We start from the raw sequence: 24738 nt of genomic DNA on the forward strand, positions 1-24738 counted from the left end.
CCCGGCCTACCGCCTGGGTTCCAGGCGGTCCCCGAGCCCGTTTTCCGAGGAGGTCCGAGCCGAGGAGGGCGGGGCCTGGCGCCGGGGGTTTTTCACAGGTTTTTCACACGGCGCATTTACATATGCGCATGATGAGGTGGAAGAGCGTTCTCGGTTTGGCGGTCTTGCTCCTGGCCTCTCTGGCCTTGGCCCAGGCCCTCACCCTGGACCTGCGGCCCTATCTGGTCAAGGTGGTGGAGGGCAAGGAGGTCTACGAGGCGAACCCCCTGGCGGTGAGGCCGGGGGACGTGCTGGAGTGGCGCCTGGTGGCGGAAAACCGCGCCCAGGGCGACCTCCGCCAGGTGGCCCTCGTCATCCCCATCCCCAAGGAAACCTACTACCTGGAGGGGAGCGCCAAGCCCCTTCAGGTGGGAGGGACGATCGTGCCGCCCGAGTTCAGCTTTGACGGGGGGAAGACCTTCGGCAGGCCTCCCCTCAAGAAGCGGATTCGGGTGGTGGAAAACGGAAAGGAGGTGGAGAAGGAGGTGGAGGTCAAGCCCGAGGAGTACACCCACGCGCGCTGGGTCATCCCCGTCCTTTCCAAGGGGGACAAGGTGATGGTGAGCCTCAGGACCATCGTGAGGTAAGAGGAGGTAAAGCATGAAAAGAGTAGGTTTTATCCCTTCGTGTGCTACCTCATAGCTCCACCCCGGCCATCCTGAGAAGCACCCGGCTACGTATGAGGTTGTGAACAAGCAGGATGAGGTTCACCCGGGCCACCAGCCCCCAGTAGGACCGGGCCTCTATCCGATGAAGCCCCAAAGACCGCACCATCACGCTGAAGCGGGTCTCTATCCAGTTCCGTACCCTTCCCATCCACCCTCTCCACCCCGTCTCCACCACCCTTCCTCCCCTGACCCGATAGGGTGGTGTCTTGACTCCCTGGACCCAACGAAAGCCCCGGTCCCCGAGGACCGCGGGCAGACCGTCCAGCAGGTCCCTCCCCCAGGTCTCCCGGGCATTACCGGGGAGAATGGCCCAACGAAAGAAGAGACCCCGCTCGTTCATCACTGGCATGATGCTTTCCCGTCAGGGAAACAGCTTGTGGACGTAGCCCGCGAAAGCCCCCAGAGGTCCTACCCCCATCGCGGCCTCGGGAAGAGAGAGGCCGTGGATGCGGTGGCCGTGGGCCAGGGGGATAGGCTTGAGGTCCACCACCTGCAGGAGGCCTTGTCCCCCAGAGAGCCTCATGGCCAGGTGAGCCAACAACCCCTGGGCCTTCTGAAGGACCCGGTAGAAGCGGGAGAGGTGGGGGAGGGAGGGGAAGTAGGCCTTGAGGGTGGTCTTGGCGGCCAAGTAGCCTTTGGCGAGGTCTTGGCCTTGCAAAAGGAGAAAGATGGCGAGGGTTAGGAGCTCGGCCAGGGTAGCCTTCTGGTGCTTTGGCTTTGGGGGAGCTTGAAGTCCTGAGCTTGCAAGGCCTTGAGTTCGTCATCCACCCAAATGTAGGTAGCCACCAGAAGGGTTTCCGCGTCAAGATAGTAAACAGGACTTTACCCACATCTCCGTTTCGTGGTAAATCTCCCCTTGCGGGCGCAGCCCGTATCTGGTACCGGGGGTGATCCATGGACATGCTCAAGGTGGCCGAGGCCAGGCTCCAGGAGTTCACGGGCCGTTTTGCGAGCGTTTTCCCCCGATAAGCGCCTCCACCGACGGTTTGAAGAGGTGGTGCGGGGCGCCTTGGCCGCAGGCTCAGCCCGGGTGAGCGAGATGGTGGCCTCGCTCCCTTCTCCCCTCCAGAACCGCTTCCACCAGGCCAAAGCCCTTTACCGCTTCCTGTCCAACCCACGGGTGGAGGCAGAAGCCCTCCTTGACCGGGTCTATCAGGAGAGCGCGACTGCCCTGGAGGGTGAGGAGGTTCTGGTCCTCCTGGACCTGAGCCCGGTGGTCAAGCCCTATGCCCGGGCCCTGGAGGGGATAGCCCGGGTGGGGAAGGATAGGCGGCCCGGGTACGAGCTCCTCACCGCCCTGGGGTTGGACCCCGCGGGGCGGCTGGCCCTGGGGTACGCCCACCTGGTGGCCTACGGGGAGAGGGGGTTTGCCAGCCTGCCCAAGGAGGTGGAGGGAGCCATTGAGGCGGCCCGGGAGCGATTGGGGGGCGTGGGCAGGAGGCTGGTGTATGTGGCGGACCGGGGGTTTGACGACCGGAAGGTGTTTGGGCAGGTGCTGGCCCTGGGGGAGGAGTTCGTGGTGCGGGTCTACCGGGACCGGAAGCTTGGGGAGGGGGGTTCTCTGGCGAAGGTGGCTTCTTCCCTGGCCCTTCCCTGTGGGGAGGAGGTGGAGCTGAGGGTAGGGGGCAGGTACCAGCGGGTGCGGCTCCACTTCGGATGGAGGGAGGTGGAGGTGGAGGGGAGGCGGCTCCACCTGGTGGTCTGCCGGGTGCCAGCCCTGGGGCGGCGTGGGGAGTGGTGGCTACTGACCAGCTTGCCGGTGAGGGGGAGGGAGGAGGCGGCGCGGGTGGTGGAGGCGTACCGCAGGCGGTGGGAGGTGGAGCGGTTCTTCCGGCTTTTGAAGACGGGGCTGGGGCTTGAGACCTTCCAGGTGCGGGGGCTTGCCCGGATCCGGAAGGTGGTGGCGGTTTTGCTGGGGCTGGCGGTGTTCCTTTGGGAAGTTGAGCGGTTGGGGGATCCGTTCAAGGGGTTTCTTTTGCAGCTCGGGGGCAAGCTGGGGCTGCCCAGCGAGAGGGATGGTCCGTACCTGCTCCTGAGGGGCCTGGTTCGCCTGCTCAACTATGAAGTCACCCAAGAACTCTTGAAGCAGGCTAAGGGAGGGCGAGGAAGGAGTTTTGGGTAAAGCCCTGAGTAAAGGGGGTGCTCACGATCTTGCTGCATAGCACCCCCTCTTTTTTCACATCCCGAGGGTCCAGATCAAGTAGCACACGAAGGAATCCCAGGGCCCATAGAGGGAGTAGAAGCCGTAGACCAGGCTGAAGGCTAGGGCTACCGCCACGGCCCAAGGCCCAGGGGGAAGGACCGGGCGCTCGGGGAGGTGCCTTCGGGTCCAGGCCAGGGAGGGACGCCGGTCCGCCACCAAGCGGTAGGCCCGGTTCGCAAGCCAAGGGAACCCCGGAACCCTCCAGAGGAAGGCCAGGGGCCAAAGGGGGGAGGCCCTAAGGAGAGCGTAGAAACCCCAGCCCTCCAGGTGGTACTTCCCCTCCCACTCCACCACCCAGCTCCGCCGGGCCAGGAGGAGGTCCAGGGCCTCCCCCTCTGCGGGAAGGGCCTGGACCCTCACCCCAAGGAGCCGCGCCAGCACCGCCACCGCCCTGGCGCAAAAGCCGCACCCCCCGTCGTAGTGCACCCGGACCCAGGGGCGGGGGCGGGAGAGGAGGCGCCAGAACTCCTTGGGGAGGAAGAGGGCGAGGAAGGAGAGCATCACCAGGGGGAAGTTCCCAATGTCCAAGAAGAGGAGGAACCCCAGGTGGAGGCTCCCAAGGAGGAGCACCGCCAGGGTCCTGGCCCACCACAGGGGCACCAGGAGGAGGAGGGGAGCCCCCGCTTCCACCAGCCAGGTGTAGCGGGAAAGCCAGGGGAGAAGGGGGGCCAGGGCCTCTGCTCCCCACTCCCCCAGGGGGTTGCCGTAGTTGGCCATGGCTTCGTAGACCGCACTCCCCTGGAGGAAGTAGGCCTCGAAGTCCTTGGCCACGGCGTTCAGGAAGTAGGCCGTGAAGGCCACCAGGAGGAAGGGGAGGACCACCGGGGTGCGAAAGGCCTCCTTGGGGGAAGGGTCCAAGGCGGCCTGGAAGCCCCAGCTCCCCGCCAGGGGGAGGAGAGCGCTTAAGAGGAGGAAGGCCCCCATGAGCTGGTGGCCGGTGTTCAGGACGAAAGGGTTTCGCTCGTCCAAGGAGACGAGGAGAAGGCCCCCCAAGAGGGCCATGAGGCGGGTTCGGGGTCCGTGGCCTGAGCAGGCAGGGCGGTGGCGTCTAAGGCCAGGACCCTTCTTTTGGTCTTCTCCCCCCCTTGCCTTTGCCAAAGGGCCTGCCAGGGGAGGTGTTTACTCCGCTCGCTTACCGTGGCCCGGCTGGGAACGCCGGGCAGGCCCAGGGCCCGGCACAGGGAGGGATCTCGTCGGAGTTCCCGCAGCATGCGTTCCACGGACCAGCCCATAAAGGCGCGGTAGACGTGGGTCACGCGAAGCGTACCTTGGGGCGTAGGAGATGGGTGTGGGTGTAGGTTCTGGGGCGACCGGGTTTGGGGCCAGGTTCTGGGACCTGGAGGGAGCGGATCCGTGTGCGCAGTTGCCACTCGGGGAGTTCTGGTAAGCTGGGAGGGGGCTTGGGTGTTCCCACACATTTATCCAAGCCCCTTCCTTATTGGCGTGTCAATGCATATGCAGGTGAATATCCGAAAGGGGGGGCTTCTGGAGAGGTATGCCCCCCGTACACAGACGCTTACACATAAATCTTGACACGACCAACCGCCGGACAATCTGTCCGGCGAAACCGCGAAAACGGGCGGACAATCTGTCCGCCCCACTGGCGATGGCGATGGGCCTGAATCCCACCTGAAACCGCGAAAACCCCCGGACAGTCTGTCCGGGGAAACTGAGGAAACGGGCGGACGGTTTGTCCGGGGTTGGGGGGAGGGGCTACCAGAACGAGCTTCTGCTATGCTCCCCATACCTGCGCTTAGCCGTTCACCTCCCGGATGACCTGGCCCGCCTCCTGAGGCAGGCGGCGGAGAACGAGGACAAGTCCATGAGCGCCCACAAGATACGGTCTGCGTGACCACGGCGGAGGCCCTCGGTCACGGGCGAAGCCCGCATCTTGCGGCCTACCTGAAGGAGCGCCGGCGGAAGGCCTTGGGCCACAAGCTAGCTGCGCTGACCGAGGTCCTCAAGAGGGCGGGGAAGGCCCGCTTGAGCCCCGGTCAGCCCCAAGGGGGCTACCTTGAGGCCTACCAGCTCCTGGAGGAGGGCTGGCGTGACCGCCCTTGACACCGGCTTCTTCCTTCGCCTCCTGGAGGGGCACGAGGGGGCCAAGGCCAAGTGGCAGGCCCTGGTTGAGGGGGAAGAAGGGCTTGTGTCGGGCCTCTCCTTGGTGGAACTCCTAAGGCTGGGCCTCAAGGGTGCCCTGGCCCGGCAAGATGCGGAGCTTCTCCTGAAGGCCATCCCCGCCGTCTGCCGGGTGGTGTGGCCGGACTGGGGCATCGGGGAGAGGGCGGCCCGGCTCTCCCACGGGCTCCATCTCCCCTTGGTGGACGCCCTGATCCTGGCCACGGCGCTAGAAGGGGGGCGAAGGAGATTTGGACCGCGGACGCCGACCTGGCCCGGTATGAGGGGACGCTCAGGGTGGTCCTTCTCAGGCCGGAGGGGTAAGCCATCCGGTGCCAAGGCCCTCGATGGGAGGCTTTTCCACAAAGACTCGTCGATCACCTAACTGCTTAACGAGTATCACCAGGTACTTATGACCGAGCATCCAAGGGTCTAGGAGCGGACTCAGAGGCTGTCGTAAAAGGGTGGTATTCTTGAGGGATGAGCTCTAGACGATCTTACCCCAGCGACCTCAGCGATGCGGAGTGGGCCCTCCTGGAGCCCCTCATCCCAGCCCCCAAGCCCGGCGGCCGCCCCGCCAAGGTGCCGAGGAGAGAAATCGTTAACGCCATCCTTTACGTCCTGGAAAACGGCATCAAGTGGCGGGCTATGCCCCATGACTTGCCCCACTGGTCCACCGTCTACCACTACTTCCGCAAGTGGCAGAAGGAAGGCATTTGGGAGAAGGCCGTCCAGGCCCTGGCCCGCCAGGACCGGGAGCGAGAAGGGAGGAAAGCTTCGCCCAGCGCTCTGGTGATGGATAGCCAGTCCGTCAAGACCACGGAAAAAGGGGGCCCCGAGGGAACGACGGGGCGAAAAAGGTCAAGGGGAGAAAGCGCCAAATCTTGACGGACACGGGGGGTCGCTTGCTGAAGGCCTTCGTGCACCCGGCCAACGAGCACGATAAGCGGGGTGGGGAGGCCTTGCTCCTGGGGATGGACCTCTCCCTTTGGCCAAGGGTGCGGAAGCTCTTTGTGGACTGGGGTACAGGGGCCTCAAGGGGCTCGCTTCTTCCCTGGGGCTGGAGCTTGAGGTGGTGGCCCGTCCCTACGCGGGGGTGCGTGGGGTCTGGGTGCGGGAGGGGGAGGAGGCGCCGGAGCTTCCGCGGGAGAGGGGGTTCAAGCCCTTGCCCAAGCGGTGGGTGGTGGAGCGGACCTTCGCCTGGCTTGGGCGGAATCGGCGGCTTGCCAAGGGCTACGAAGCTAACCCTCGGGTGAGCGAGGCCTGGGTGTATCTGGGCATGCTACGCTTGTTGGTGAAGCGGCTGGCTAGGGCCGCGTAGCTGGCCGTGGAGGACTTTTACGACAGCCTCTCATATGAAATCCTCCCGATCCATTCCCTCAGCATCCCCCCGGCCACCAGTGAAAAAGAGTGTGGCTCCGAATAAGCTCCGGCTGGGTCTGCAAGTAAGCACAGCGGGCCTCCACCCTCTCCCAAAGCTCCTCCTCCGAATCCACCCGCCCATTCGCTACCACCCCGTCCACCAAGGGCCATACCCGCTCCACAGGCTGTAGCTCAGGAGAGTAGGGGGGCAAAAAGACCAAACCTACCCCCTCCGGTACCTCCACCCGCCTGGACACGTGCCATCCCGCCCGGTCCAACACCACCAGCAACCCCTTCCTCCCCCCAGACCCCCGAAGCCGGGCAAACTGCCGAAGCACCTCCGAGAACACAGCCGCATTCACCGTGGGCAAAAGCCAAAACTCGCTCTCCCCCGTACTGGGACGCACGAAACCGTACACGTACAACCACCGGTACCGCGGCCGCACCCAGGCCAGGGGCGTCCTCCCCCGGGGCGCCCACACCCGCCGGTACACCGGCTTCAGCCCCAGGCGGTGTTCGTCCATGGCCCAGAGCTCCAACTCCAGCCAGGGAAAGAGGTACTTCAGGAGAAAGACCGTGAAGAAGAGGTTTTTTTGAAGGCCTCCCCCTCGGCCAGGTCCCGCTCCCGGTGCCGGGGACGGGGGCGGAGGGGGGCAAAGCCCAGGCGCTTCATCCAACTCCAGGCCCGCCTTGGGTCCACGGGGCGGCCCAGCCTCTCCGAGAGCCACTCGGCGGCGTTCCTTATGGTCCAAATTCCGTCCCGGGGATGGGGTTGCAGGAGGGCCTGGCGGAAGGCCTCCTGGAGTTCTGGGGGAGCAAGGGGGGCTGGCCTGGGTTTTGGTGGCGGAGATCGGCCATGGGCTTGCCTTGGTTGTAGCGGTGGAGGGTGTCCCGGACCCAGCGGGTGGAGTAGCCCAGGGTTTGGGCGACTTTTGGGATGGGGTGGCCGGTGGCGAGGAGCCAGAGGGCGTGCCAGCGGGAGCGTTCTATGGGGTCTTGGCTTTCCCGGTACAGGGCGTGAAGGTTATCCGGGTGATGCTGCAGCTTGAGTTGCAGCCGGGGGCGGCGTTGGTGTTTGGCGAGGTCCATGGCCCCATTCTACGGGAGAGGACTAGGGGGATTTCTTATGAGGCCTGGCGTAAGGTCCTGCCTCACCTCGAGGGCCTCGCCCTTATCCGCAACCTGCGCAACCTTCAGGAACATGGCCTCCTGGACCGGAGGGAAGTGCAGGACCTCCTCCTGGCCAAGCTGGCGGATCCCGAGAGGGTGCGAGGCTGGCGTATCTTTCCCCACCAGTGGCTTCAGGCTCTATACCAGCTTCGCCCTGGAGATGGGGTGGCCCAGGGTGGGATGAGACCCCACCCCGTGTACCACGCCCTGGAGGGTGCCCTCGAGGCTTCGGTGCCCAGGCTTGACCTGGAAGGGGAAACCCTGATCCTGGTGGACGTGTCGGGCTCCATGTACCAGCGCATGTCCAGGAAGGGGGAGAGCACCTACGCCCTGGCGGCGGCCACCCTGGGGGCGGTTTTGTACCGCCAGGCCGGGGGGAGGCTCTTCGGCTTCAGCGACGACCTGATCCCCGTGCCCTTCTCCCCCGGGGACCCCCTGGTAGCCATGGTGGAACACCTCTTGACCTCCGGAGGGTACGGTACCTGCCTGGAGAGGGCCCTGGGCAAGGCCCTCAGGAGTTTTGAGGGGCGCAGGGTGGTGATCCTCACAGACGAGCAGGTGGCGGACGACGCCTACCGCCCCTTGAGGCCCTGGCTTCTCGAGGATGACCGCCGCCGCGTGCACGTGATCAACCTGGCGGGGTATGCGCCCCTGGCCTTTCCTCAGAACGGCATCAGCCGCATCGGAGGCTTTAGCGACAGGCTGTTGGAGCTCCTGCCCCTCCTGGAGGCCCAGGACCCCATCGGCTGGATGAAGGCCTTCGGGAGGGAGCATGGCCTGGAGGTGGGCTAAGGCCCCCCGGGGAGGTGGAAGGTGAAGGTGTTGGCCCTAGATCCCGGAACGGTCCACAACGCCTGGTCGGTGGTGGAGGAATCGGAAGGAAGGCTTTTCGTGGTGGAGCATGGTTCCCTTTCGGCCTCGAGGAGAGGCAGGCAGGAGGTGGTGGGTGCGGTGGAGGCCCTGGTGATCCAGGTCGTGGAACGCCACGGCCCCGATCTCCTCCTGGTGGAGCTCCCCAAGGGCCGAAAGCCCTCGGTGCCCCGCGAGGTGTGGAGGGAGCTCCAGGGGATCGCCCACTCCCTGGTGTCCAGGCTTTCCTCCACTCTTCCCGTTTGCACCGCCTTTGCCTCCACCCCTCGAGGCTTCCACGATCCCTTCCAGCCCCCAGGCTGGCGCCAGCGCCTCACCGGGCTCAACCGGCCTTCCGACCTGGATGTGAGGCGTAGCCTCGAGGGGCTTGGGCTCGGCCCTCTTCCCAGAAATAGCCACGAGCTGGACGCCGTGGGTCTTGGGGTAGCCTACTTTCACTTCCCGGATCTGTTCCAATGGGTGGAGGAACCCTCTTCCAGGGATCCCGGACCCAGGTGGGATGCCCTCACGGAGGAGTTGCGTAGGCTTTGGGCGGCCTGACCGCCTTAGAGGAGGACTGCCATGGAGGAGAGGATGTGGATTGCAGAAGAAGAGGTGAGCAAGGCCAGGCTGGAGGAGATCTGCCGTATGGCAGGGTACACCACCTCCGTGGATCAAGACGGGGATCTGGTGGTGCATGGAGATGCCCTAAAGACCCTCGTGATTGTTAGCCGAGAGAAGAGCATCATTCACTTCGCCTGTGTCTTTAGGTTTGAGCCATGGGTGCCCGAGCAGGACAGGCTTCTCTTCGTCAACAGGCTCAACGACACCACCCATGTGCTACGGTTCTCCATGAAAGTCCAGTCGCCGGACATCCTGGTGGTGGACTACGACCTTCCCTTCCAGGGAGGGGTCCTGGAGTCCCAGATTCGCTTTGTTCTGCGCCTCTTTCATCAGAGACTTCCCCTGCTCATCGCCCTCCACGGGGGTGCAGGCCTTCTTCGCTAGGGTTTTGAAGGCGTGGACCGGGGCTGGGTGGGGGCGCCTGGCCCCTCGGCAACCCCGAACCCCCACGGCAAGCTGGATAGAATGAAAGTGGAAAACGTATGAAGACCTCCTTACGGCTTTTGCACACGGCGGACTGGCACCTGGGGAAGACCTTGAAGGGGGTGGACCGCACCCCGGAGGTGGCCTCGGCCCTCGAGGAGGTCCTCAGATTGGTGCGCTCCGAGAAGGTGGATCTCGTCCTGGTCAGCGGGGATCTCATGGACCACCCCCAACCCTCCACGGAGGCGGAAGCCCTCCTGGTGGAGTTCTTCCTGCGTTTGGCAGAAGCGAAGGTTTCGGCCATGGCCATCGCCGGGAACCACGACTCTGGGGAGAGGATGGAGCGGGTCTATCGTCAGCTCTTGGGTCGCTTCGGGGTGGAGCTGCGGGGCCAGCTGGCTTTCGCCCACGAGGGCGGGGTGGTGGATCGAGGAGGCCTCAGGGTGGCCCTGGTGCCCTTCCTTTCCGAAAGACGCCTGGCCAAGACCCTGGAACTTCCCCCTGAGGAACGCCACCTGGCCTATGCGGAGGGGATGCGCCGCCTTTTGGCCCACCTGGCCCAGGAGGGCACTCCGGACGTGTACCTGGCCCACTTCACCGTGGCGGGGGCCAGGGTGGGGGGTGGGGAGTATGTGCTGCACCTGGCCGAGCACTACGCCGTGCCTCCTGGAGCCCTGCCGGGGGCCCGCTACATCGCTTTGGGCCACCTTCACGCCCTGCAGCAGGTGGCGGAAAACGCCTGGTACCCGGGAAGCCTGATCCCCCTGGACTTCGGGGCCAGCGAGCGGGCGGAGAGGGGGGTGGTGCTGGTGGAGCTCCCTCTGGACCGCCATCTTCCCGCCCGGGTCCACCCCATGCCGACAAACTGGGGAAAGCCCCTCCGCACCTTCCGGGTCAGGGTTTCCCAGGTGCAGGAAAGCCCCGGGGAGCGGGCCCGAATCCTGGGGGAGATCGAGGCCTTCCCGGGCTGGGCCCGGGTGGTGGTGCAGGGGCCCATGCACCTGGAGCTGAGGGACACGCTTAAGGAAATGGAGAGGGTCCTCGAGGTGGCGTGGGAAGAGGAGAGGGAAGGAGACGGGGGCGAGGCGCACCCCCCACCCTCCGCCCTCGAGGAGGCCTACCGGCAGTACCTGATGGAGGCAGGCCGCTGGGAAGGGGACCCCCCGGGGGAGGAGCTGGTCCATAGCTTTGCCGAGTTGCGGCAGGAGGTGGAAGAACATGAGGCCGGTGAGGATTGAACTGGAGGGTTTTGGCCCTTACCGGAAACGCCAGGTGGTGGACCTGGAGGGTGCGGATCTTTTCGTCATCACGGGTCCCACGGGAAGCGGTAAGACCACTCTGTTGGATGCCATTACCTTCGCCCTTTACGGAAGGGTTCACCGCCTGGGCAGCCGCAGGATCGAGGAGATGCGCCATCCCGAGGCGGAGAGGATGTGGGTGAGCCTCACCTTCCAGGTGGACGGCCGGGTCTACCGGGTGGAACGGGAGGTGGGCAGGAGGCGGGAGGTCCGGGTGGCCGAGCACCTGGGGGAGCGCTGGCAGATCTGGGATGTCAGGGGCCGGAATCTGGAGGGTAGTTTGGAGAGGATCCTGGGCATGGACTACGACACCTTTGTCCGGACCGTGCTCCTGCCCCAGGGTGAGTTCGACCGCTTCCTGCGCCGGGACAAAGGGAGCGAGCGGCGGAAGATTCTGGACCACCTCTTCGGCCTGGATGTCCTTCAGGACATGAGGACCAAAGCCAGTGAGCGCAAGGGGAACCTGGAAAGCAGGATCGCCGCCCTCGAGGCCGAGCTGGAGTCCTTGAAGGAGGCCACCCCGGAGGCCCTGGAGCAGGTCCGGAACAGGATGGGGCAGGTGAAAAAGGCCCTGGAGGCGAAGACGAGCGAGCTAAAAAAGGTTCAGGATGTCCGGGACCACTTCAGGGCCCTCCTCGCCCTATACGGGGAAAAAGCCCGTTTGCAAGAGGAGCTTTCCCGGCTCATGGAGGCGGAGCCTGCGCTTCTGGGGGACAAGGAACGGGCGGAGCTTTCCCAAAGGGCGAGGGAGCTCGTGGATCTGCTAGCGGAAAAGGAGAAGGCGGAAGCCCTTCTGAAGGAACTCAAGGAAGCGGACGCCCAGTTGGAGGAGGAGCGTGACGCCTTGGCTCGGGAACTGGACCTGGCCGAGCTCGAGCGGCTGGAAGGGCTTTGGGCCCAACGCGCCTATCTCCGGTCCCTCCACGACCTCCTGGGGAAGGCGGGAGAGAAACCTGCCCTCCATCCGGAGGCTTCCCCGTGGGAGGAGGAGGACGAGGCCGCCTTAAGGGAGGTCCTCGAGGAGCTTCCCCGCATGGAAAAGGCCAGGAAGCTGAAGGAGAAGCTCGTCCGCCAAGAGAAGGAGCTATCGGAGGTGGAGGCCGGGCTTCAGCAGACTCGCATGGCCCTGGTCCAAACCCTCCAGGCGGAGGTGGAGGAGCTGGAGGAGAGGCTTGGCCACCTGGAACGCCATCTGGGCGAGCTTGGGGTGGCCCGCTTCCGCCACCTCCTGCGGCCGGGAGAACCCTGTCCCCTTTGTCTCACCCCCGTCCAGGCCCTGCCGCCGGCCCTGGAGGAGGGGAAGGAGAAGGAGCTGGAAGGGGAGAGGAAGCAGGTGGAAACGCAGCTGGCCAGGAAGCGGGTGGAGCTTGAGCGCCTGCTGACGCTTGTCGGGCAGGAGGTTCCCCCGGCGAAGGTGGGGGTGGTGGCTGCCCTGGAAAAGGAGGAAACCCGGTTGGCCCGGCAGGCGGATGAGCTACGGGTTGCCGTAGGGTCTCTGAAAAAAGCCCTTGCGGACCTCGAGGTGGAGGACCTGGACCTGGAGGAGGAGTTTCGGCGCCTTGGCCAGGAGAAGCACCGCCTGGCCCTCTCCCTGGCGCACCACCTGGCGCAGGTGCTGGGGGGAAAGAACCTGAAGGACTTCATGACCTGGCTGGAGGAGCGCCTCCGGCACCTGCGGGGGCAGAAGAAGAGGCTGGAGGAGCTGGAGGAAGGGAGAAGGGAGCTCAGGGAAGAGCTTGGGCTCGTCCTGGCCCGGCTTGAGGAGAAGGTACGGGCCTTGGAGCAAGCCTGGAAGGATAACCCCGACCTTCCCCGGGACGGGAAGGCCCTACGGGCCCTTCTCCTGGATGAGGCAGAGGAGAAGAGGGCCCTTGAGGATTGGGAGAAACACCGGGACCATGTCCTAAGGGTCGAGGGAGCCCTGGAGTCCCTGGAGGCCAGGCTTCAGGAGCTGGCTCCGTTGCCCGAGACGCCGCCCACGCAGGAGGACCTGGAGGCGCTGGAGAAGCGCCTGGAGGATCTCAGCCAGGAGATCGGGGAGCTCAGCCAGGAACTGGGTGAGCTTCGTGGGGAGCTAGTGAACCTGGAGGGAGAGGTGAAACGCCGCGTGGGCCTGGAGGAGGATCTCCGGGAAAGGCGGCGGCAGTTCCGCATCTGGGAGGCCCTTACCAGCGACCTGCAGCAGCGGGCTTTCCCCGAATGGCTGCACCGCCGCCTGCAGCGGGCCCTCCTGGTCAGGGCCAACGAGATCCTGCACCAGCTCTCCTCCGGACGGTACAGCCTTAGGGTCAGGGAGGAAAGCGGCCTGGAGTACGAGGTGTACGACGCCTGGACGGGGGTCCACCGGTCTGCGCACACCCTCTCGGGGGGCGAGTCGTTTCTGGCGAGCCTGGCCCTGGCCCTTGCCCTTTCGGAGGAACTTGCCCGCAGGAAGCTGGAGGCCTTTTTCCTGGACGAGGGGTTCGGCACCCTGGACGGGGAGACCCTCGAGGTGGTGGCGCAGGCCCTCGAGGGGCTGGGACGGCAGAACCGGATGATCGGCGTCATCACCCACGTGGAAAGCCTGGCCCAGCGTTTCCCCATGAGGCTTCGGGTTCGGAAGGGGAGGGGGGAAAGCGTGGTGGAGTGGGTGGACTGAGGGCAGGTTACTCCTTGGGGCCAAACTCGTAGCGCTGGGTGTACGGGTTGTAGCGGATCTCCCAGTCACAGGGTACCAGCTCGTAGCTCCCGGTATACGGGTTATACTTTTCGCACAGGTCCTTGGCCTTACGGGCTTCGTACCTGCCTGTGAAGCGGTTGACCTCGGCATCATCGTCGGTCCCCACGCCGTATTTGCCCGTGAAGGGATTCAGGACTTCCTTGTGCTCTTTTCCCTCATCGTAGTACTCGTATTTACCCGTGAAGGGGTTGTACTTGATGGCCATGACTCCAGTATAGGATGCGTGACGACTCCCCGCTCTGAAGAGCGGGGCTTCTCGGTTCTCACGGGACGGCCCATGCCGTACCCATCCCCGAAGGCTCCGTCCGAGCCCTAGCCAGGATGTTCTGCGCCGCCGCTATGTCCCGGTGTAGGTGAGCCCCGCACTGGGGGCAGGTATACTCCCGCACCCACAAGGGTTTCTTCTCCCGGTACCCGCACACCGGGCAGTCCTGGCTTGTGTACTTTGGATCTACCTTTATCACCTGCCTACCAGCCTCTGCCGCTTTGTAGGCAAGGATTCTTAAAAACTGTTCCCAACCCGCATCCATTACTCCTTTCGCAACATAGGAGCGGGCCAGGTCGTGTAAGGACCCCCCTTTCGGTTATTCACTCCGAGGCCCTTCACGCTGCCACCCTGGCCACCCAGGTGGGAGGCAAGCCCTCCCGGGCTAGAACTTGGGCCACAAAGGAAAAGGCCGTCACCACCGCCGTCACCTGCCGACTAACCGCCTTAAGGCCCCGCACCCGTCGCAAACAAGCTGCCAAACCTAAGGAGCCCTTCAACAAACCAAACACCGTCTCCACCTCCCACCTCCGCCGGTACAACCGACGGTAGGCCCCACGCTGAAGCCGCCTCAAGTTCTCCCCCCTCCTTCTCCCCCTCGGCTTCCCCCGCCTCCGGTTGTGCCCAGAAATGAGCAAAAGCCCCTTCTCCTCTGCAGCCTGAAAAAGCCCCTCGGCATCGTAGGCAGAATCCCCAAGGAGCAGGGAGGGCTTTTCCCCTTCCCAAGAGGCTATCCCCCGCACAAGAGCCCAGCCCACCGGACCATCATGCCGGTTAGCCGGGGTCACGGAGGTCAGCCCCGTAGGGGCTATCTTGTGGGCCAGGATCTCCCCCGTGTCCAGGTCCAAAAGCAGGTGGAGCTTATACCCGTAGACCCACTGCCCCTTGGAATCCCTCCCCCAACGGGCTTCGGGGTCCGTGGCCTGAGCAGGCAGGGCGGTGGCGTCTAAGGCCAGGACCCTTCTTTTGGTCTTCTCCCCCCTTGCCTTTGCCAAAGGGCCTGCCAGGGGAGGTGTTTACTCCGCTCGCTTACCGTGGCCCGGCTTAAGAACGCTGGGCAGGCCCAGGGCCCGGCACAGGGAGGGATCTCGTCGGAGTTCCCGCAGCATGCGTTCCACGGACCAGCCCATAAAGGCGCGGTAGACGTGGGTCACGCGAAGCGTACCTTGGGGCGTAGGAGATGGGTGTGGGTGTAGGTTCTGGGGCGACCGGGTTTGGGGCCAGGTTCTGGGACCTGGAGGGAGCGGATCAGTGTGCGCAGTTGCCACTCGGGGAGTTCTGGTAAGCTGGGAGGGGGCTTGGGTGTTCCCACACATTTATCCAAGCCCCTTCCTTATTGGCGTGTCAATGCATATGCAGGTGAATATCCGAAAGGGGGGTAAATGGCTTCTCTTTGAAGCAAACGCCCTGATAGCCCAGCAGGCGTTGGGACGGATGATGGAGGCGTTGGAGATCTTACCCCTGCGCCTGGATGACCTCGAGGCCATCCAGATCCTCCTCCTGGGGATGCAAGGGTGGAGGGGAACTTTAGAGGATGCCAGTGTGGCGCTTCTTGCCCTCAGGCTGAAAGCCCCGGTGTGGACCCTGAACTACCGCGACCCGGAGGCGTTAAAAGGATTATCGTTCTGGGCAAGGGTGACGATTCCCTGGAGCTGGGTTTAGGAACCTGCAACTCCTCGGTGAGGCCGCGCGAGGGTTACCTGAGGACCGCTCGGGGGATATCTCTTTGCTGCCATGTAAGTCGCAGAATATCTGCGGAGATCTCGTAGATTTTCCGCGAGGATCGGGTGTACAATCCTCCCATGTACCCCCGCTTTCTCACCCCCCGTCTCCTCGAGGCTCTCCAGGACACCCCCGTGGTTTTTCTGGCCGGGGCCAGGCAGGTGGGGAAGAGCACCCTGGTGCGCAGCCTGGGATACGGCCGCTACCTGACCCTGGACGACCCCCTGGTCTTGGCCTCTGCCCAGCACGACCCCCTGGGCTTCCTTCAGGCGCAGGAAGGCCCTCTGGTCCTGGACGAGGTACAACGGGCTCCCGGCCTTCTTCGGGCCATCAAGCTCCTGGTGGACGAGGACCGGCGGCCAGGTCGGTTCCTGCTCACGGGTTCCGCCAACGTCCTTGTCCTGCCCCAGGCCTCGGGGGAGCTGGTGGGCAGGATGGAGGTCCTCACCCTCTGGCCGCTTTCCCAAGGGGAGCTGGAGGGCAAGGAGGAGAAGTTTCTGGACCTCCTGTTCTCCCCCGCTTTCCCTCCGCCGGACGGCTGGAGGCTGTGTCCCTGGAGGAGCGGGTGTTTAGAGGTGGGTTTCCCGAGGCCGTGACCCGGAAGGGAAGGCGGCGCCAGGCTTGGTTCGAGGCCTACCTGAAGGCCCTGTTGGAGCGGGACCTGCGGGACCTCTCCCGCATCCACCGGCTTCTGGAGGTGCCCAAGGTCCTGGGCCTTCTGGCCCTCAGGCTGGGAAGTCCCATGAACCAGTCCGAGGTGGCCCGGGGGGCAGGGCTTCCCCTGTCCACCCTTCGGGATTACCTGGCCCTCCTCGAGGCCCTCTTCCTGGTGGTGCGGGTTCCCGCCTGGACCCCGGGGGGTGAGGGCCGTCTGGTGAAGGCGCCCAAGCTCTATTTTGTGGACTCGGGCCTGGCGGCAAGCCTCTTACGCTACGGGGGCCTGGCCCTGGATCAGGCTTCCAGCTTCGGTCCCCTGCTGGAGAACTTCGTGGTGTTGGAGATCCTCAAGGGCCTGGGTTGGAGCCAGGTGGCCCCAAACCTGTACCACTTCCGCACCCACACGGGCCAGGAGGTGGACCTGGTCCTGGAGTGGGAGGGAAGGGTGGTGGGCCTCGAGGTCAAGGCGAGCCGCACCTTGGGGCTAAGAGACTTTTCAGGACTTAAGGCTCTGCGTTCCCTGGCCAAGGATCGCTTCCTAAGGGGTGTGGTCCTTTATGGGGGAGAGGAGATCCTGGCGGTGGAAAGGGACCTGTTAGCGGTTCCCATCCAGGCCCTGTGGCGGCTTACCGCCTAGAGGTGCGCTTCTACCCCGACGGGAGCCGGGCGGTGGTCTGCGGGGACCTCGAGGCCCCCAAGCTACGGGCTCCGCCCGTGACCAAGGTCTGGTACAAGCGGGTGCTCAGGGGATAGCCTTCAACGCCTGAAGAAAGTCGAAGGCCCGCCTCAGGCCCAGGAAGGCCTCCGCCGCCTCGTCCAGGGGGACCTCCGCCACGCTCAGCCCCTCCCTCAGGGCCAGGACCAGGCCCCCGTCCACGGGAAGCCCCTCCTCCCGGAGGGCCAGGGCGTAGGCCCCAATGCTTTCTTGCCTGCTTGGGGTATTGTTCGTGTCTGCTATGTGTGAAGAGCATGGGTAAGCCTGCTTGCGGAATGCTCCTGGAGCGAGTGCGGCTGGAGCAGCCCTCGTGGTAGGTTCGGTCGTTTCTTATCCGAAGCCCGGTCCTGGATTATCTGGGTGCCTGGGTGGTTTGGGTTTCTCGGGATGCCACCTTCGCGAAAGCTACGTTTCGCGAAAAAGAGACCCCACTGCCCCGCCCTGCAGTTTCTTGGAAATTCATCGGTACTAGAAAGGGCGGAGAAGCCTTTCGGGCACCTACCCCTTCCCCAAGGACTGCGGCCCTCCCTTCAAAAGGAAGGGGTTCCTGCCGGTTATCCGGCAAGAAACCCAGGCGACCCGGGGCCGCTTACCGCCGCCTTCACTTCCGTCCTTCCCCAAGGGCCCATGCCGGTTCTTGAGGAGGACGCCCAGGCTGTAGACCCGCTTTCCCACCTTGACCACGAAGGCTTCCAGCCTGTCGCCCCGCCGCACCACGGGATAACGGTAGGCCGCCTTGGGGAGCTTGAGGACCGCTCCTGGTCATCCTCCTCCACGACCAGCTTCTCTTCCGGCCTGGAGCCGGTGCGCGCCCGGCTCCTCTTTCCCCCAAGAGCTTGGTCCTGGACCTCCTGAGCCGAAGCCGGATGGTCCGCAAGGCCGCAGGCGCCCTCTTTTCGCTGGTCCTCGGAAGCGCTGAAGGCTCTACAGGTCCGCTTCCCGCGGGGTGTGGCGGCGCCTCTTGGAGACGCCCGCCTTTCCGCCTACCACAAGCCCAGCCGCACGCTCCACCCCGAGGGTGGCCTGAGTGCACCACTGCGTGGTTCCGGCGTGTTGCGAGGAGTTAGAGACTGTCGTAAAAGTCCGCTATACTTAAAGGGTGGCTTCTACACGGAGATCTTACCCCAGCGACCTGTCGGACGCGGAGTGGGCCATCCTGGAGCCGTTGATCCCCGCCCCCAAGCCCGGTGGCCGACCCGCAAAGGTGCCGCTGCTTCCCCGTTAGGGGAACACCTTGAGGAGGGAGATCGTCAGCGCCATACTTTACGTCCTGGAAAACGGCATCAAGTGGCGGGCCATGCCTCACGACTTGCCCCACTGGTCCACGGTCTACCACTACTTCCGCAAGTGGCAGAAGGAAGGGGTTTGGGAGAAGGTAGCTCAGGTTCTGGCCCGTCGTGACCGGGAGCGGGGAGGACGGTATGCCTCCCCGAGTGCCCTGGTTATGGACAGCCAGTCGGTGGTCACGGGCATAGCCCGTATCTTGCAGACGAGTGAAAAGGGGGGCCCCGGGGACACGACGGGGCGAAGAAGGTCAAAGGGAGGAAGCGGCAGATCCTGACGGACACGGGGGGCCGTCTTTTGAAGGCCTTTGTCCACCCGGCCAATGAGCACGACAAGTGGGGTGGGCAGGCGTTGCTTTTGGGGATGGACCTCTCCTTGTGGCCCCGGGTACGCAAGCTCTTTGTGGACTGGGGTTACCGGGGTTTGCGGGAGGTGGCTAGGGGGCTGGGACTGGAGCTGGAGGTGGTGGCCTGTCCTTACGCGGGGGTGCGGGGGGTCTGGGTGCGGGAGGGGGAGGAGGTGCCGGAGATCCCGCGGGAGGGTGGGTTCAAGCCCCTGCCCAAGCGGTGGGTGGTGGAGCGGACCTTTGCCTGGATGGGGCGAAACCGACGGCTGGGGAAAGATTACGAGTACCACCCTGAGGTAACGGAAGCCTGGATGTATTTAGGCATGATACGCTTGCTGGTGAAGCGGCTGGCCAGGGCCGCATAAGCTGGAGGAGGGGACTTTTACAACAGTTTCTTAGCCTGGCCTCCAGGAGGTGCGCCCGTGTTCGTGACGATGAACCGCATCCCCGTGCGGCCCGAGTACGCCGAGCAGTTTGAGGAGGCCTTCCGGCAGAGGGCCCGGCTCGTGGACCGGATGCCGGGGTTTATCCGCAACCTGGTCCTGAGGCCCAAGGACCCGGGGGACCCCTACGTCGTCATGACCCTCTGGGAGAGCGAGGAGGCCTTCCGGGCCTGGACGGAAAGCCCCGCCTTCAAGGAGGGGCACGCCCGGAGCGGCACCCTGCCCAAGGAGGCCTTCCTGGGGCCGAGCAGGCTGGAGGCCTTTGAGGTGGTCCTGGACTCGGAGGGCCAGGATGCGTAAGGCCTCGCTTTTCGGCCGGAGGGAGGGCACGGGCGAGGGGGCGAGGCCCCCCTTCCCCGCCGACCCCGCGCAGAGCCCCGTCCCGAGGCGCGCCCACCTCAAGGCGGCCCTCCTCCTTCTCCTGCTGGATAGGCCATCCCCCGAAGGCCCCAAGGCCCCGTCCGAAACGCAGGGAGGGAAGCGATGAGACGGATCGGCATCGGTTTGGTGTTGTTCCGCGTGGCCCTGGCCTAAGGCTTCAAGGCGGACCTCCGCCAAACGGTGGGGCCCCTTCTCCTGGGGCTTGCCGGGGGAACGGGAGTGCTCGCGGAGGCGGCGGAGGCCTTCGCCTTCGGCCCCGTGGGGGAGTTTGACCCCTACCTGGACACCTGGTCCAGGGCTTGCCTAGCAAATCGCCTTGCACCCCGGAGGCGGGGGAAGGAGGGAGAGAAGAACCCTAAGGCCGTAGGCGATCAGCTCCAAAGAGGCCCGCGCCATGGCTGTCGGGAAAGCCTCTCCAGGAGAGCCTCAAGGAGTTCGGGGTCCAGGTGCTGTACGGCATAGCGGGCCAGGGACCAGTGGGAGGGGAAGGGCTCCTCCATCAGGTCTTGGAGAGAGGCCTCCGTCTTGCGGCAGGTGAGGCGGAAGAAGGCGCGGTAGGGAAGGAGGGCCAGGTAACCGCTTCCCCGTCAGGGGAACACCTTGCGGGCGTGGCTGTAGCGTCAGGGGCGGCCCCGTTGCCCTTGGAGGTGGGTGGGGCCACCTCCTGGGCCAGGCGCAGGTAGTGTTCAAGGACCTCCGGTTTCAGGGCGTCCCTGGGCATACCCCCATGTTACCCGCCGTACCGGGAAGTGCACTTCCAGACATCCAGACTCTGGAAGTCTGTAAGTCCGGAAGTCTGTGAGTTTGTCGCAAACATCCGCCTTTTGTCGCAACCCTCCGCCGGCCGCCCCGGCTCCTCGCCCGCCCTTTTTTCGGGGGTTTTCGCCCTCCCGGACGGGACTCTTCCTCGGTCTGGGCCTCCCTCCGCCACTTCGCCAAACGAATCTTTTGCGAATGCTATACTCCGGGAAAGCGGGGGTGGGGGCCCTCGAGGGCACCCTCCCCCCGGAGGGGTAGAATGGAGCCATGCCCAAGACCAAGGAGCCCCGACTGAAGGCCCTGCTCAAGTCGCCCGAGTGGCGGCGCTTGGCGGAGGCAATGGCCCTGGAGCCCCCGGAGGGGCCCAAGCCTCGCTTCAAGCCCTGGCGTCCCCGAGTGAAGGGGGTACCCCTGGATGCCGTCCTCCAGGACCTCCGGCGCTGAGCCCCTCTTCCTGGACACCAGCGTCTTGGTGCGCCTTTACTACCTGGAGCCCGAGGACCCCTTTGAATGGGCCGTGGACCTGGCCCAGCGCCCCGGGACCCTCCTCGCCGCCTCCCACCTGGCCTACGTGGAGACCCTGGCCACCTTCCACGCCCTGCGCCGGGGAAGGGCCATCACCTCCCGCCGCCAGGCTTCTCTGAGCGCCGCTTTCCGGGCCGACTGGCCCGCCTTCCTCCGCGTGCCCCTGAGCCCTCCCGTGGTCCAGCTGGCGGGCGCCTTGGCCGAGGAGCATCCCTTGAGGGGAGCGGACGCCCTCCAACTCGCCTCCTTCGCCTGGCTCTGGGAGAAGGAGGGGAAGGGGCGCTTCTTCACCCTGGACCGAAGGCTCTACCTTGTGGCCCGTGACCTGGTGCCCACCGTGCCCGTTCCCGCCTTTGAGGAGGTCTGAAGATGGTAGCCGCCCAAGACCCCCACGCCGAGCTCCTCCACCGCTTCCGCAGGTACCTGGAGATGGAGGAAGGCCGCTCCCCCCGCACCGCCAAGGAGTACCTCATGGACGCGGGCCTCTTCGCCCGCTGGTTCCGGGAGCGCCACGGCAGGCCCCCCCGCTTTGAGGAGGTGGGGAGCCAGCACATCCGCGCCTTCCTCGCCTCCCGGGAGGTGAGCCCCTACAGGGCGGGGCGCGTCCTGGCCTCCTTGAGGAAGCTCTTCCGCTACCTGGCTGAGGTGGAGGGCCTCCCCCTCCTCAAGGACCCCACGGAGGGGGTCAAGCGGCCCAAGCTTCCCCGGAGGCTTCCCGTCTACCTCACCCCGCCGGAGGTGGCCCGCCTCCTCCAGGCGGCCTACCAGAACCGCTCCCCCCGGGTGGCCCTCCGGGACTGGGCCCTCCTCGCCTTCCTCTATGGTACGGGCCTCCGCCTCTCCGAGGCCCTGGCCCTGACCTACGCCGACCTCACCTACCAGGACGGGATCCCCCACGCCATCCGGGTCCAGGGGAAGGGGGGAAAGGAGCGGGTGGTGGTCCTCTCCCCCACGGCCCAGCGGGCCCTGCACCAGTGGCTCAAGCACCGGAACCTCGAGGGGCACCCCACCAGCCCCTACATCTGGAGCCACACCTCCGGCCCCAACCGGGGCAAGCCGTTCTCCCCCGGGCAGTGGAGGCTATGGTGAAGCGGGTGGCCAGGCGGGCGGGGCTCAAGGACTGGCAGCGCATCACCCCCCACAAGCTCCGGCACTCCTACGCCAGCGCCCTGGTGGAGGCGGGGCGGGGGATTGACGAGGTGAAGGAGCTTCTGGGGCACAGCTCCATCAGCACCACCCAGGTCTACGTGCACGTCTCCCGCAAGCGCCTGGAGGAGGCCGCCCGGGCGCTGCCGGACGTGGTGGGGTGAAATCCCACCCATTACCTCCCACCCATTACCTCTGGCTTGCCCTCGTTCAATCCCCCTTGTCCTCGGAGTGAAAGATGTCGCTATTGCGGTAATTTTCCAACAACATGTCCACCGCCCACCGGATGAGGGTGTTCTCCGTGATCCGCTCCCCCTTCCCCCTCCTCTCCCGGTTGAGCCTCCGGGCCAGGGCGGTGAGGGCGTCCAGCTGGTCGGGGCGGAGGCGGCACTCCTTGCGGACGTAGGTGAGGTAGGGGGGGAGGGGGCGCTCCCCTTGGCCCTCGCCCGGCGGGGAGGCCTCGAGGCCCCCCCGTGAGGGGCCTCCCTGGGCCTCTCCTCCCTGGGGGCGGGAGCCTCCTGAAGGTCCCCCGCCTCCTCCCTCACCAGCTCCGCCAGGCGCTTCCGCTTCACGCCTCCCTCCTCTCCGGGGTCCGGGCGAGCTCCCTGAGGAGCTCCTCCGCCACCCGGCGGTAGTCCGCCTCCGCCTCCCGGGCGTTGGGGCCGCGCCAGCGGGTGATGGGCTTGCCGTCCAGGGCGGCCCGCTCGTGGGCCTTGTAGGCCCGCACGAAGGCGTGGAAGGCGGGCACCCCGGCCTCCATGAGGGCGGTCTGGGCCTCGAGGGCCTCCCCCAGGCTCCGGGGGTCCACCCGGGTGAGGAGGACCCGGTGGGCCACCCCTAGGGGGCGGATGGCCCGCCGCACCGTCTCCACCAGGGCCTCGAGGTCCAGGGGGGCGGGGGGCGTGGGGAGGACGGCGTAGTCCGCCGCCCTGAGCACCGCCTCCAGGGCCTCGGAGCGGAGGGCGGGGGGCGTGTCCACCACCACCACCCCGTAGCCCCTCACCCGCCGCAGGCGGAGGAATGGGGTTTGGCGTCCGTTCGGGCTTGAGGCCTTTTCCCCCTAACCCTTGTCCTCCAAGAGGCCCATCACCCCCGCCAGGGCTTCCGCCAGCGAAACCACCCAGAGCCCCCTTACCCTCTTCCCCATGAGGTGCCCAAAGTGGCGCCGGTCCCCAGTCACCAGGGCCTCGGCGCCGGCCTTCCAGGCAGCCGCCAGGATCGGGGCATCCTTAAGGGGTAGGCCTTCTGCCAGCGCTTTCCGCACCAACGCCATAGGGGCCTCGGGGACCGTCTGCACCCGTTCCCGTATCCGCTGAAGGCACTCCAGGGCCTCGGGCCGCTTGGCCTCCAGGTTGCGCCGGGCCTCCTCCAGGGCGTGGGGAGAGGTGAGGAGGAGGACCTTGGCCCTCGGCGCCAGCTCCAAAAGGGCCTGCGCTCTCCCCTCTTGCCAGCAAGCAGCGAAGAGGACGTTGGCGTCCAGGAAGAGGCGGTGGAGCCTAACGGGCGAGGGCGGCAAGGCGGGCGCGCTCCTCCTCGGTGAGGGTGTCCTCGGCCAGGAGTTCCTGGAGGCGCTCTTCCGTGTAGACCTCTAAGGGGTAGACCCCGGCGGGGCGCAAGAGAAGGCCTCCCTCGGGAGCGAGTTCCACCAGGAAGTAGGCCTCCCCCTCCACGCCCAAGGCCTTGAGGAGGCGCTTAGGGATGGAGAGTTGGCCCTTGCGGCTGAGTTTGGCCAGCTCCATGGTGTTAGTATACCAAAAAGTCGTGTTTCTTTGTTTCCCACTTATTCAGACTTGACCGTTATACCGCATAGAGCCCCAGGTCGTGTCAAGAGTTATGTGTAACAGGGCTTTACCCAAAACTCCTTCCTCGCCCTCCCTTAGCCTGCTTCAAGAGTTCTTGGGTGACTTCATAGTTGAGCAGGCGAACCAGGCCCCTCAGGAGCAGGTACGGACCATCCCTCTCGCTGGGCAGCCCCAGCTTGCCCCCGAGCTGCAAAAGAAACCCCTTGAACGGATCCCCCAACCGCTCAACTTCCCAAAGGAACACCGCCAGCCCCAGCAAAACCGCCACCACCTTCCGGATCCGGGCAAGCCCCCGCACCTGGAAGGTCTCAAGCCCCAGCCCCGTCTTCAAAAGCCGGAAGAACCGCTCCACCTCCCACCGCCTGCGGTACGCCTCCACCACCCGCGCCGCCTCCTCCCTCCCCCTCACCGGCAAGCTGGTCAGTAGCCACCACTCCCCACGCCGCCCCAGGGCTGGCACCCGGCAGACCACCAGGTGGAGCCGCCTCCCCTCCACCTCCACCTCCCTCCATCCGAAGTGGAGCCGCACCCGCTGGTACCTGCCCCCTACCCTCAGCTCCACCTCCTCCCCACAGGGAAGGGCCAGGGAAGAAGCCACCTTCGCCAGAGAACCCCCCTCCCCAAGCTTCCGGTCCCGGTAGACCCGCACCACGAACTCCTCCCCCAGGGCCAGCACCTGCCCAAACACCTTCCGGTCGTCAAACCCCCGGTCCGCCACATACACCAGCCTCCTGCCCACGCCCCCCAATCGCTCCCGGGCCGCCTCAATGGCTCCCTCCACCTCCTTGGGCAGGCTGGCAAACCCCCTCTCCCCGTAGGCCACCAGGTGGGCGTACCCCAGGGCCAGCCGCCCCGCGGGGTCCAACCCCAGGGCGGTGAGGAGCTCGTACCCGGGCCGCCTATCCTTCCCCACCCGGGCTATCCCCTCCAGGGCCCGGGCATAGGGCTTGACCACCGGGCTCAGGTCCAGGAGGACCAGAACCTCCTCACCCTCCAGGGCAGTCGCGCTCTCCTGATAGACCCGGTCAAGGAGGGCTTCTGCCTCCACCCGTGGGTTGGACAGGAAGCGGTAAAGGGCTTTGGCCTGGTGGAAGCGGTTCTGGAGGGGAGAAGGGAGCGAGGCCACCATCTCGCTCACCCGGGCTGAGCCTGCGGCCAAGGCGCCCCGCACCACCTCTTCAAACCGTCGGTGGAGGCGCTTATCGGGGGAAAACGCTCGC

At 65.7% G+C, this 24738-nt stretch carries 27 protein-coding genes and 5 pseudogenes; 18 read left to right on the forward strand and 14 right to left on the reverse strand.

Annotated features, from left to right (window positions below; genetic code table 11):
• Positions 1–128: 128 nt before the first annotated feature.
• A complete protein-coding gene (locus tag AV541_RS10315) occupies positions 129–626 on the forward strand; it encodes a hypothetical protein (RefSeq protein ID WP_024119628.1) in 498 nt (165 codons plus the stop codon).
• Between the two features lie 49 nt (positions 627–675).
• Here AV541_RS10315 and AV541_RS13445 read toward each other — a convergent pair.
• Positions 676–1496: pseudogene (locus AV541_RS13445) on the reverse strand (transposase family protein).
• A gap of 208 nt (positions 1497–1704) precedes the next feature.
• On the opposite strand from AV541_RS13445, the gene AV541_RS10325 reads away from it, so the two are divergent.
• Positions 1705–2829: a transposase gene (locus AV541_RS10325; protein WP_008630830.1), complete on the forward strand. Its 1125-nt coding sequence runs from the start codon at positions 1705–1707 to the stop codon at positions 2827–2829.
• 54 nt (positions 2830–2883) lie between these two features.
• Here the strand turns inward: AV541_RS10325 and AV541_RS10330 are convergent, their stop codons facing one another.
• On the reverse strand, positions 2884–3912 hold the full coding sequence (locus AV541_RS10330) for a thiol-disulfide oxidoreductase DCC family protein (RefSeq protein WP_008633641.1): 1029 nt from the start codon (positions 3910–3912) through the stop codon (positions 2884–2886).
• Positions 3913–4957: 1045 nt separating this feature from the next.
• On the opposite strand from AV541_RS10330, the gene AV541_RS10340 reads away from it, so the two are divergent.
• Entirely contained in the window at positions 4958–5413 is a 456-nt protein-coding gene (locus AV541_RS10340; protein ID WP_244880703.1) for a type II toxin-antitoxin system VapC family toxin, read from the forward strand.
• A gap of 95 nt (positions 5414–5508) precedes the next feature.
• Positions 5509–6349: pseudogene (locus tag AV541_RS11510) on the forward strand (IS5 family transposase).
• A gap of 58 nt (positions 6350–6407) precedes the next feature.
• Here AV541_RS11510 and AV541_RS13635 read toward each other — a convergent pair.
• From AV541_RS13635 to AV541_RS10360, 3 genes are read right to left on the reverse strand one after another with little or no spacing between them, the layout of a single operon-like run.
• Positions 6408–6914, reverse strand: coding sequence for an IS630 family transposase (locus AV541_RS13635; protein ID WP_008633626.1), 507 nt, complete (start codon positions 6912–6914; stop codon positions 6408–6410).
• A gap of 38 nt (positions 6915–6952) precedes the next feature.
• Positions 6953–7090, reverse strand: coding sequence for a winged helix-turn-helix domain-containing protein (locus tag AV541_RS12800; RefSeq protein ID WP_244880704.1), 138 nt, complete (start codon positions 7088–7090; stop codon positions 6953–6955).
• A 41-nt stretch (positions 7091–7131) separates the two neighbouring features.
• The gene (locus AV541_RS10360; RefSeq protein ID WP_244880705.1) at positions 7132–7479 is read right to left on the reverse strand and encodes a helix-turn-helix domain-containing protein; all 348 of its coding nucleotides are present in this window, start codon (positions 7477–7479) and stop codon (positions 7132–7134) included.
• Between AV541_RS10360 and AV541_RS10365 the strand changes: the two genes are divergently transcribed.
• The 5 genes from AV541_RS10365 to AV541_RS10385 all read left to right on the forward strand — a co-directional run bounded on the left by AV541_RS10365 (position 7462) and on the right by AV541_RS10385 (position 13392).
• Complete coding sequence (locus AV541_RS10365) at positions 7462–8352, forward strand: vWA domain-containing protein (protein ID WP_244880717.1); 891 nt, start codon at positions 7462–7464, stop codon at positions 8350–8352. The genes AV541_RS10360 and AV541_RS10365 overlap by 18 nt on opposite strands.
• A 27-nt stretch (positions 8353–8379) precedes the next feature.
• Positions 8380–8970 (forward strand): hypothetical protein, encoded by a 591-nt coding sequence (locus AV541_RS10370; RefSeq protein ID WP_244880718.1) that lies wholly within the window; start codon positions 8380–8382, stop codon positions 8968–8970.
• A 21-nt stretch (positions 8971–8991) separates the two neighbouring features.
• Positions 8992–9417 (forward strand): YbjN domain-containing protein, encoded by a 426-nt coding sequence (locus tag AV541_RS10375; RefSeq protein WP_060384860.1) that lies wholly within the window; start codon positions 8992–8994, stop codon positions 9415–9417.
• 98 nt (positions 9418–9515) lie between these two features.
• Positions 9516–10694 carry a metallophosphoesterase family protein gene (locus AV541_RS10380; RefSeq protein WP_008633616.1) on the forward strand — a complete coding sequence of 393 codons (1179 nt, stop codon included), beginning with the start codon at positions 9516–9518 and terminating at the stop codon, positions 10692–10694.
• Entirely contained in the window at positions 10675–13392 is a 2718-nt protein-coding gene (locus AV541_RS10385) for an AAA family ATPase (RefSeq protein ID WP_060384861.1), read from the forward strand. The genes AV541_RS10380 and AV541_RS10385 overlap by 20 nt, the downstream gene beginning before the upstream one ends.
• A gap of 7 nt (positions 13393–13399) precedes the next feature.
• Here AV541_RS10385 and AV541_RS10390 read toward each other — a convergent pair whose 3' ends face one another.
• From AV541_RS10390 to AV541_RS10395, 3 genes are all read right to left on the reverse strand, one after another.
• Positions 13400–13678, reverse strand: coding sequence for a hypothetical protein (locus AV541_RS10390; protein ID WP_060384862.1), 279 nt, complete (start codon positions 13676–13678; stop codon positions 13400–13402).
• A 58-nt stretch (positions 13679–13736) separates the two neighbouring features.
• Positions 13737–14003 (reverse strand): RNA-guided endonuclease InsQ/TnpB family protein, encoded by a 267-nt coding sequence (locus tag AV541_RS11290; protein WP_244880706.1) that lies wholly within the window; start codon positions 14001–14003, stop codon positions 13737–13739.
• A gap of 73 nt (positions 14004–14076) precedes the next feature.
• On the reverse strand, positions 14077–14733 hold the full coding sequence (locus AV541_RS10395) for a transposase (RefSeq protein ID WP_008633614.1): 657 nt from the start codon (positions 14731–14733) through the stop codon (positions 14077–14079).
• Between the two features lie 307 nt (positions 14734–15040).
• On the opposite strand from AV541_RS10395, the gene AV541_RS10400 reads away from it, so the two are divergent.
• From AV541_RS10400 to AV541_RS12810, 3 genes are all read left to right on the forward strand, one after another.
• The gene (locus AV541_RS10400; RefSeq protein ID WP_244880707.1) at positions 15041–15400 is read left to right on the forward strand and encodes a twitching motility protein PilT; all 360 of its coding nucleotides are present in this window, start codon (positions 15041–15043) and stop codon (positions 15398–15400) included.
• Positions 15401–15540: 140 nt separating this feature from the next.
• Positions 15541–16056, forward strand: coding sequence for an ATP-binding protein (locus AV541_RS12805; RefSeq protein ID WP_244880708.1), 516 nt, complete (start codon positions 15541–15543; stop codon positions 16054–16056).
• On the forward strand, positions 16008–16754 hold the full coding sequence (locus AV541_RS12810; RefSeq protein ID WP_244880709.1) for an ATP-binding protein: 747 nt from the start codon (positions 16008–16010) through the stop codon (positions 16752–16754). The genes AV541_RS12805 and AV541_RS12810 overlap by 49 nt, the downstream gene beginning before the upstream one ends.
• Positions 16755–16859: 105 nt before the next feature.
• Here the strand turns inward: AV541_RS12810 and AV541_RS13215 are convergent, their stop codons facing one another.
• On the reverse strand, positions 16860–16994 hold the full coding sequence (locus AV541_RS13215) for a hypothetical protein (protein ID WP_008633610.1): 135 nt from the start codon (positions 16992–16994) through the stop codon (positions 16860–16862).
• Between the two features lie 937 nt (positions 16995–17931).
• Between AV541_RS13215 and AV541_RS11515 the strand changes: the two are divergent.
• From AV541_RS11515 to AV541_RS10425, 3 genes and pseudogenes are all read left to right on the forward strand, one after another.
• Positions 17932–18827: pseudogene (locus AV541_RS11515) on the forward strand (IS5 family transposase).
• Positions 18828–18884: 57 nt separating this feature from the next.
• On the forward strand, positions 18885–19205 hold the full coding sequence (locus tag AV541_RS10420; RefSeq protein ID WP_014630458.1) for an antibiotic biosynthesis monooxygenase family protein: 321 nt from the start codon (positions 18885–18887) through the stop codon (positions 19203–19205).
• A complete protein-coding gene (locus AV541_RS10425) occupies positions 19198–19392 on the forward strand; it encodes a hypothetical protein (protein WP_060384863.1) in 195 nt (64 codons plus the stop codon). Before AV541_RS10420 ends, AV541_RS10425 begins: the two co-directional genes overlap by 8 nt.
• 197 nt (positions 19393–19589) lie before the next feature.
• Here AV541_RS10425 and AV541_RS11520 read toward each other — a convergent pair.
• Positions 19590–19688 (reverse strand): annotated as a pseudogene (locus AV541_RS11520) (IS5/IS1182 family transposase); the annotation flags it as partial.
• A gap of 624 nt (positions 19689–20312) precedes the next feature.
• On the opposite strand from AV541_RS11520, the gene AV541_RS11630 reads away from it, so the two are divergent.
• From AV541_RS11630 to AV541_RS10435, 3 genes and pseudogenes are all read left to right on the forward strand, one after another.
• Entirely contained in the window at positions 20313–20489 is a 177-nt protein-coding gene (locus AV541_RS11630) for a hypothetical protein (protein WP_167345978.1), read from the forward strand.
• Entirely contained in the window at positions 20461–20937 is a 477-nt protein-coding gene (locus tag AV541_RS10430; RefSeq protein ID WP_008633604.1) for a type II toxin-antitoxin system VapC family toxin, read from the forward strand. The genes AV541_RS11630 and AV541_RS10430 overlap by 29 nt, the downstream gene beginning before the upstream one ends.
• Before the next feature lie 62 nt (positions 20938–20999).
• Positions 21000–21880, forward strand: a pseudogene (locus AV541_RS10435) (tyrosine-type recombinase/integrase).
• Between the two features lie 404 nt (positions 21881–22284).
• Here AV541_RS10435 and AV541_RS10440 read toward each other — a convergent pair.
• The 4 genes from AV541_RS10440 to AV541_RS10455 all read right to left on the reverse strand — a co-directional run bounded on the left by AV541_RS10440 (position 22285) and on the right by AV541_RS10455 (position 24689).
• Positions 22285–22719, reverse strand: a complete 435-nt coding sequence (locus AV541_RS10440) for a ParA family protein (protein WP_060384864.1) — start codon at positions 22717–22719, stop codon at positions 22285–22287.
• A gap of 57 nt (positions 22720–22776) precedes the next feature.
• On the reverse strand, positions 22777–23232 hold the full coding sequence (locus AV541_RS10445) for a PIN domain-containing protein (protein ID WP_008633600.1): 456 nt from the start codon (positions 23230–23232) through the stop codon (positions 22777–22779).
• On the reverse strand, positions 23213–23455 hold the full coding sequence (locus tag AV541_RS10450) for an AbrB/MazE/SpoVT family DNA-binding domain-containing protein (RefSeq protein WP_008633599.1): 243 nt from the start codon (positions 23453–23455) through the stop codon (positions 23213–23215). Before AV541_RS10450 ends, AV541_RS10445 begins: the two co-directional genes overlap by 20 nt.
• 109 nt (positions 23456–23564) lie before the next feature.
• Positions 23565–24689 (reverse strand): transposase, encoded by a 1125-nt coding sequence (locus AV541_RS10455; RefSeq protein ID WP_008630830.1) that lies wholly within the window; start codon positions 24687–24689, stop codon positions 23565–23567.
• Positions 24690–24738 lie beyond the last annotated feature (49 nt).

The sequence above is a fragment of the Thermus parvatiensis genome (genome assembly GCF_001535545.1).
GTDB classification, from domain to species: Bacteria; Deinococcota; Deinococci; order Deinococcales; family Thermaceae; genus Thermus; species Thermus parvatiensis.

Excerpts from the sequence above, each read along its gene's own strand:
- AV541_RS10315 (WP_024119628.1), top strand. The coding sequence starts at position 129 with ATGATGAGGTGGAAGAGCGTTCTCGGTTTGGCGGTCTTGCTCCTGGCC.
- AV541_RS10330 (WP_008633641.1), bottom strand. The coding sequence starts at position 3,912 with ATGGCCCTCTTGGGGGGCCTTCTCCTCGTCTCCTTGGACGAGCGAAAC.
- AV541_RS13635 (WP_008633626.1), bottom strand. The coding sequence starts at position 6,914 with ATGGACGAACACCGCCTGGGGCTGAAGCCGGTGTACCGGCGGGTGTGG.
- AV541_RS10360 (WP_244880705.1), bottom strand. The coding sequence starts at position 7,479 with ATGGACCTCGCCAAACACCAACGCCGCCCCCGGCTGCAACTCAAGCTG.
- AV541_RS10375 (WP_060384860.1), top strand. The coding sequence starts at position 8,992 with ATGGAGGAGAGGATGTGGATTGCAGAAGAAGAGGTGAGCAAGGCCAGG.
- AV541_RS10380 (WP_008633616.1), top strand. The coding sequence starts at position 9,516 with ATGAAGACCTCCTTACGGCTTTTGCACACGGCGGACTGGCACCTGGGG.
- AV541_RS10385 (WP_060384861.1), top strand. The coding sequence starts at position 10,675 with ATGAGGCCGGTGAGGATTGAACTGGAGGGTTTTGGCCCTTACCGGAAA.
- AV541_RS10390 (WP_060384862.1), bottom strand. The coding sequence starts at position 13,678 with ATGGCCATCAAGTACAACCCCTTCACGGGTAAATACGAGTACTACGAT.
- AV541_RS11290 (WP_244880706.1), bottom strand. The coding sequence starts at position 14,003 with ATGGATGCGGGTTGGGAACAGTTTTTAAGAATCCTTGCCTACAAAGCG.
- AV541_RS12805 (WP_244880708.1), top strand. The coding sequence starts at position 15,541 with ATGTACCCCCGCTTTCTCACCCCCCGTCTCCTCGAGGCTCTCCAGGAC.
- AV541_RS10425 (WP_060384863.1), top strand. The coding sequence starts at position 19,198 with ATGCGTAAGGCCTCGCTTTTCGGCCGGAGGGAGGGCACGGGCGAGGGG.
- AV541_RS11630 (WP_167345978.1), top strand. The coding sequence starts at position 20,313 with ATGCCCAAGACCAAGGAGCCCCGACTGAAGGCCCTGCTCAAGTCGCCC.
- AV541_RS10430 (WP_008633604.1), top strand. The coding sequence starts at position 20,461 with ATGCCGTCCTCCAGGACCTCCGGCGCTGAGCCCCTCTTCCTGGACACC.
- AV541_RS10450 (WP_008633599.1), bottom strand. The coding sequence starts at position 23,455 with ATGGAGCTGGCCAAACTCAGCCGCAAGGGCCAACTCTCCATCCCTAAG.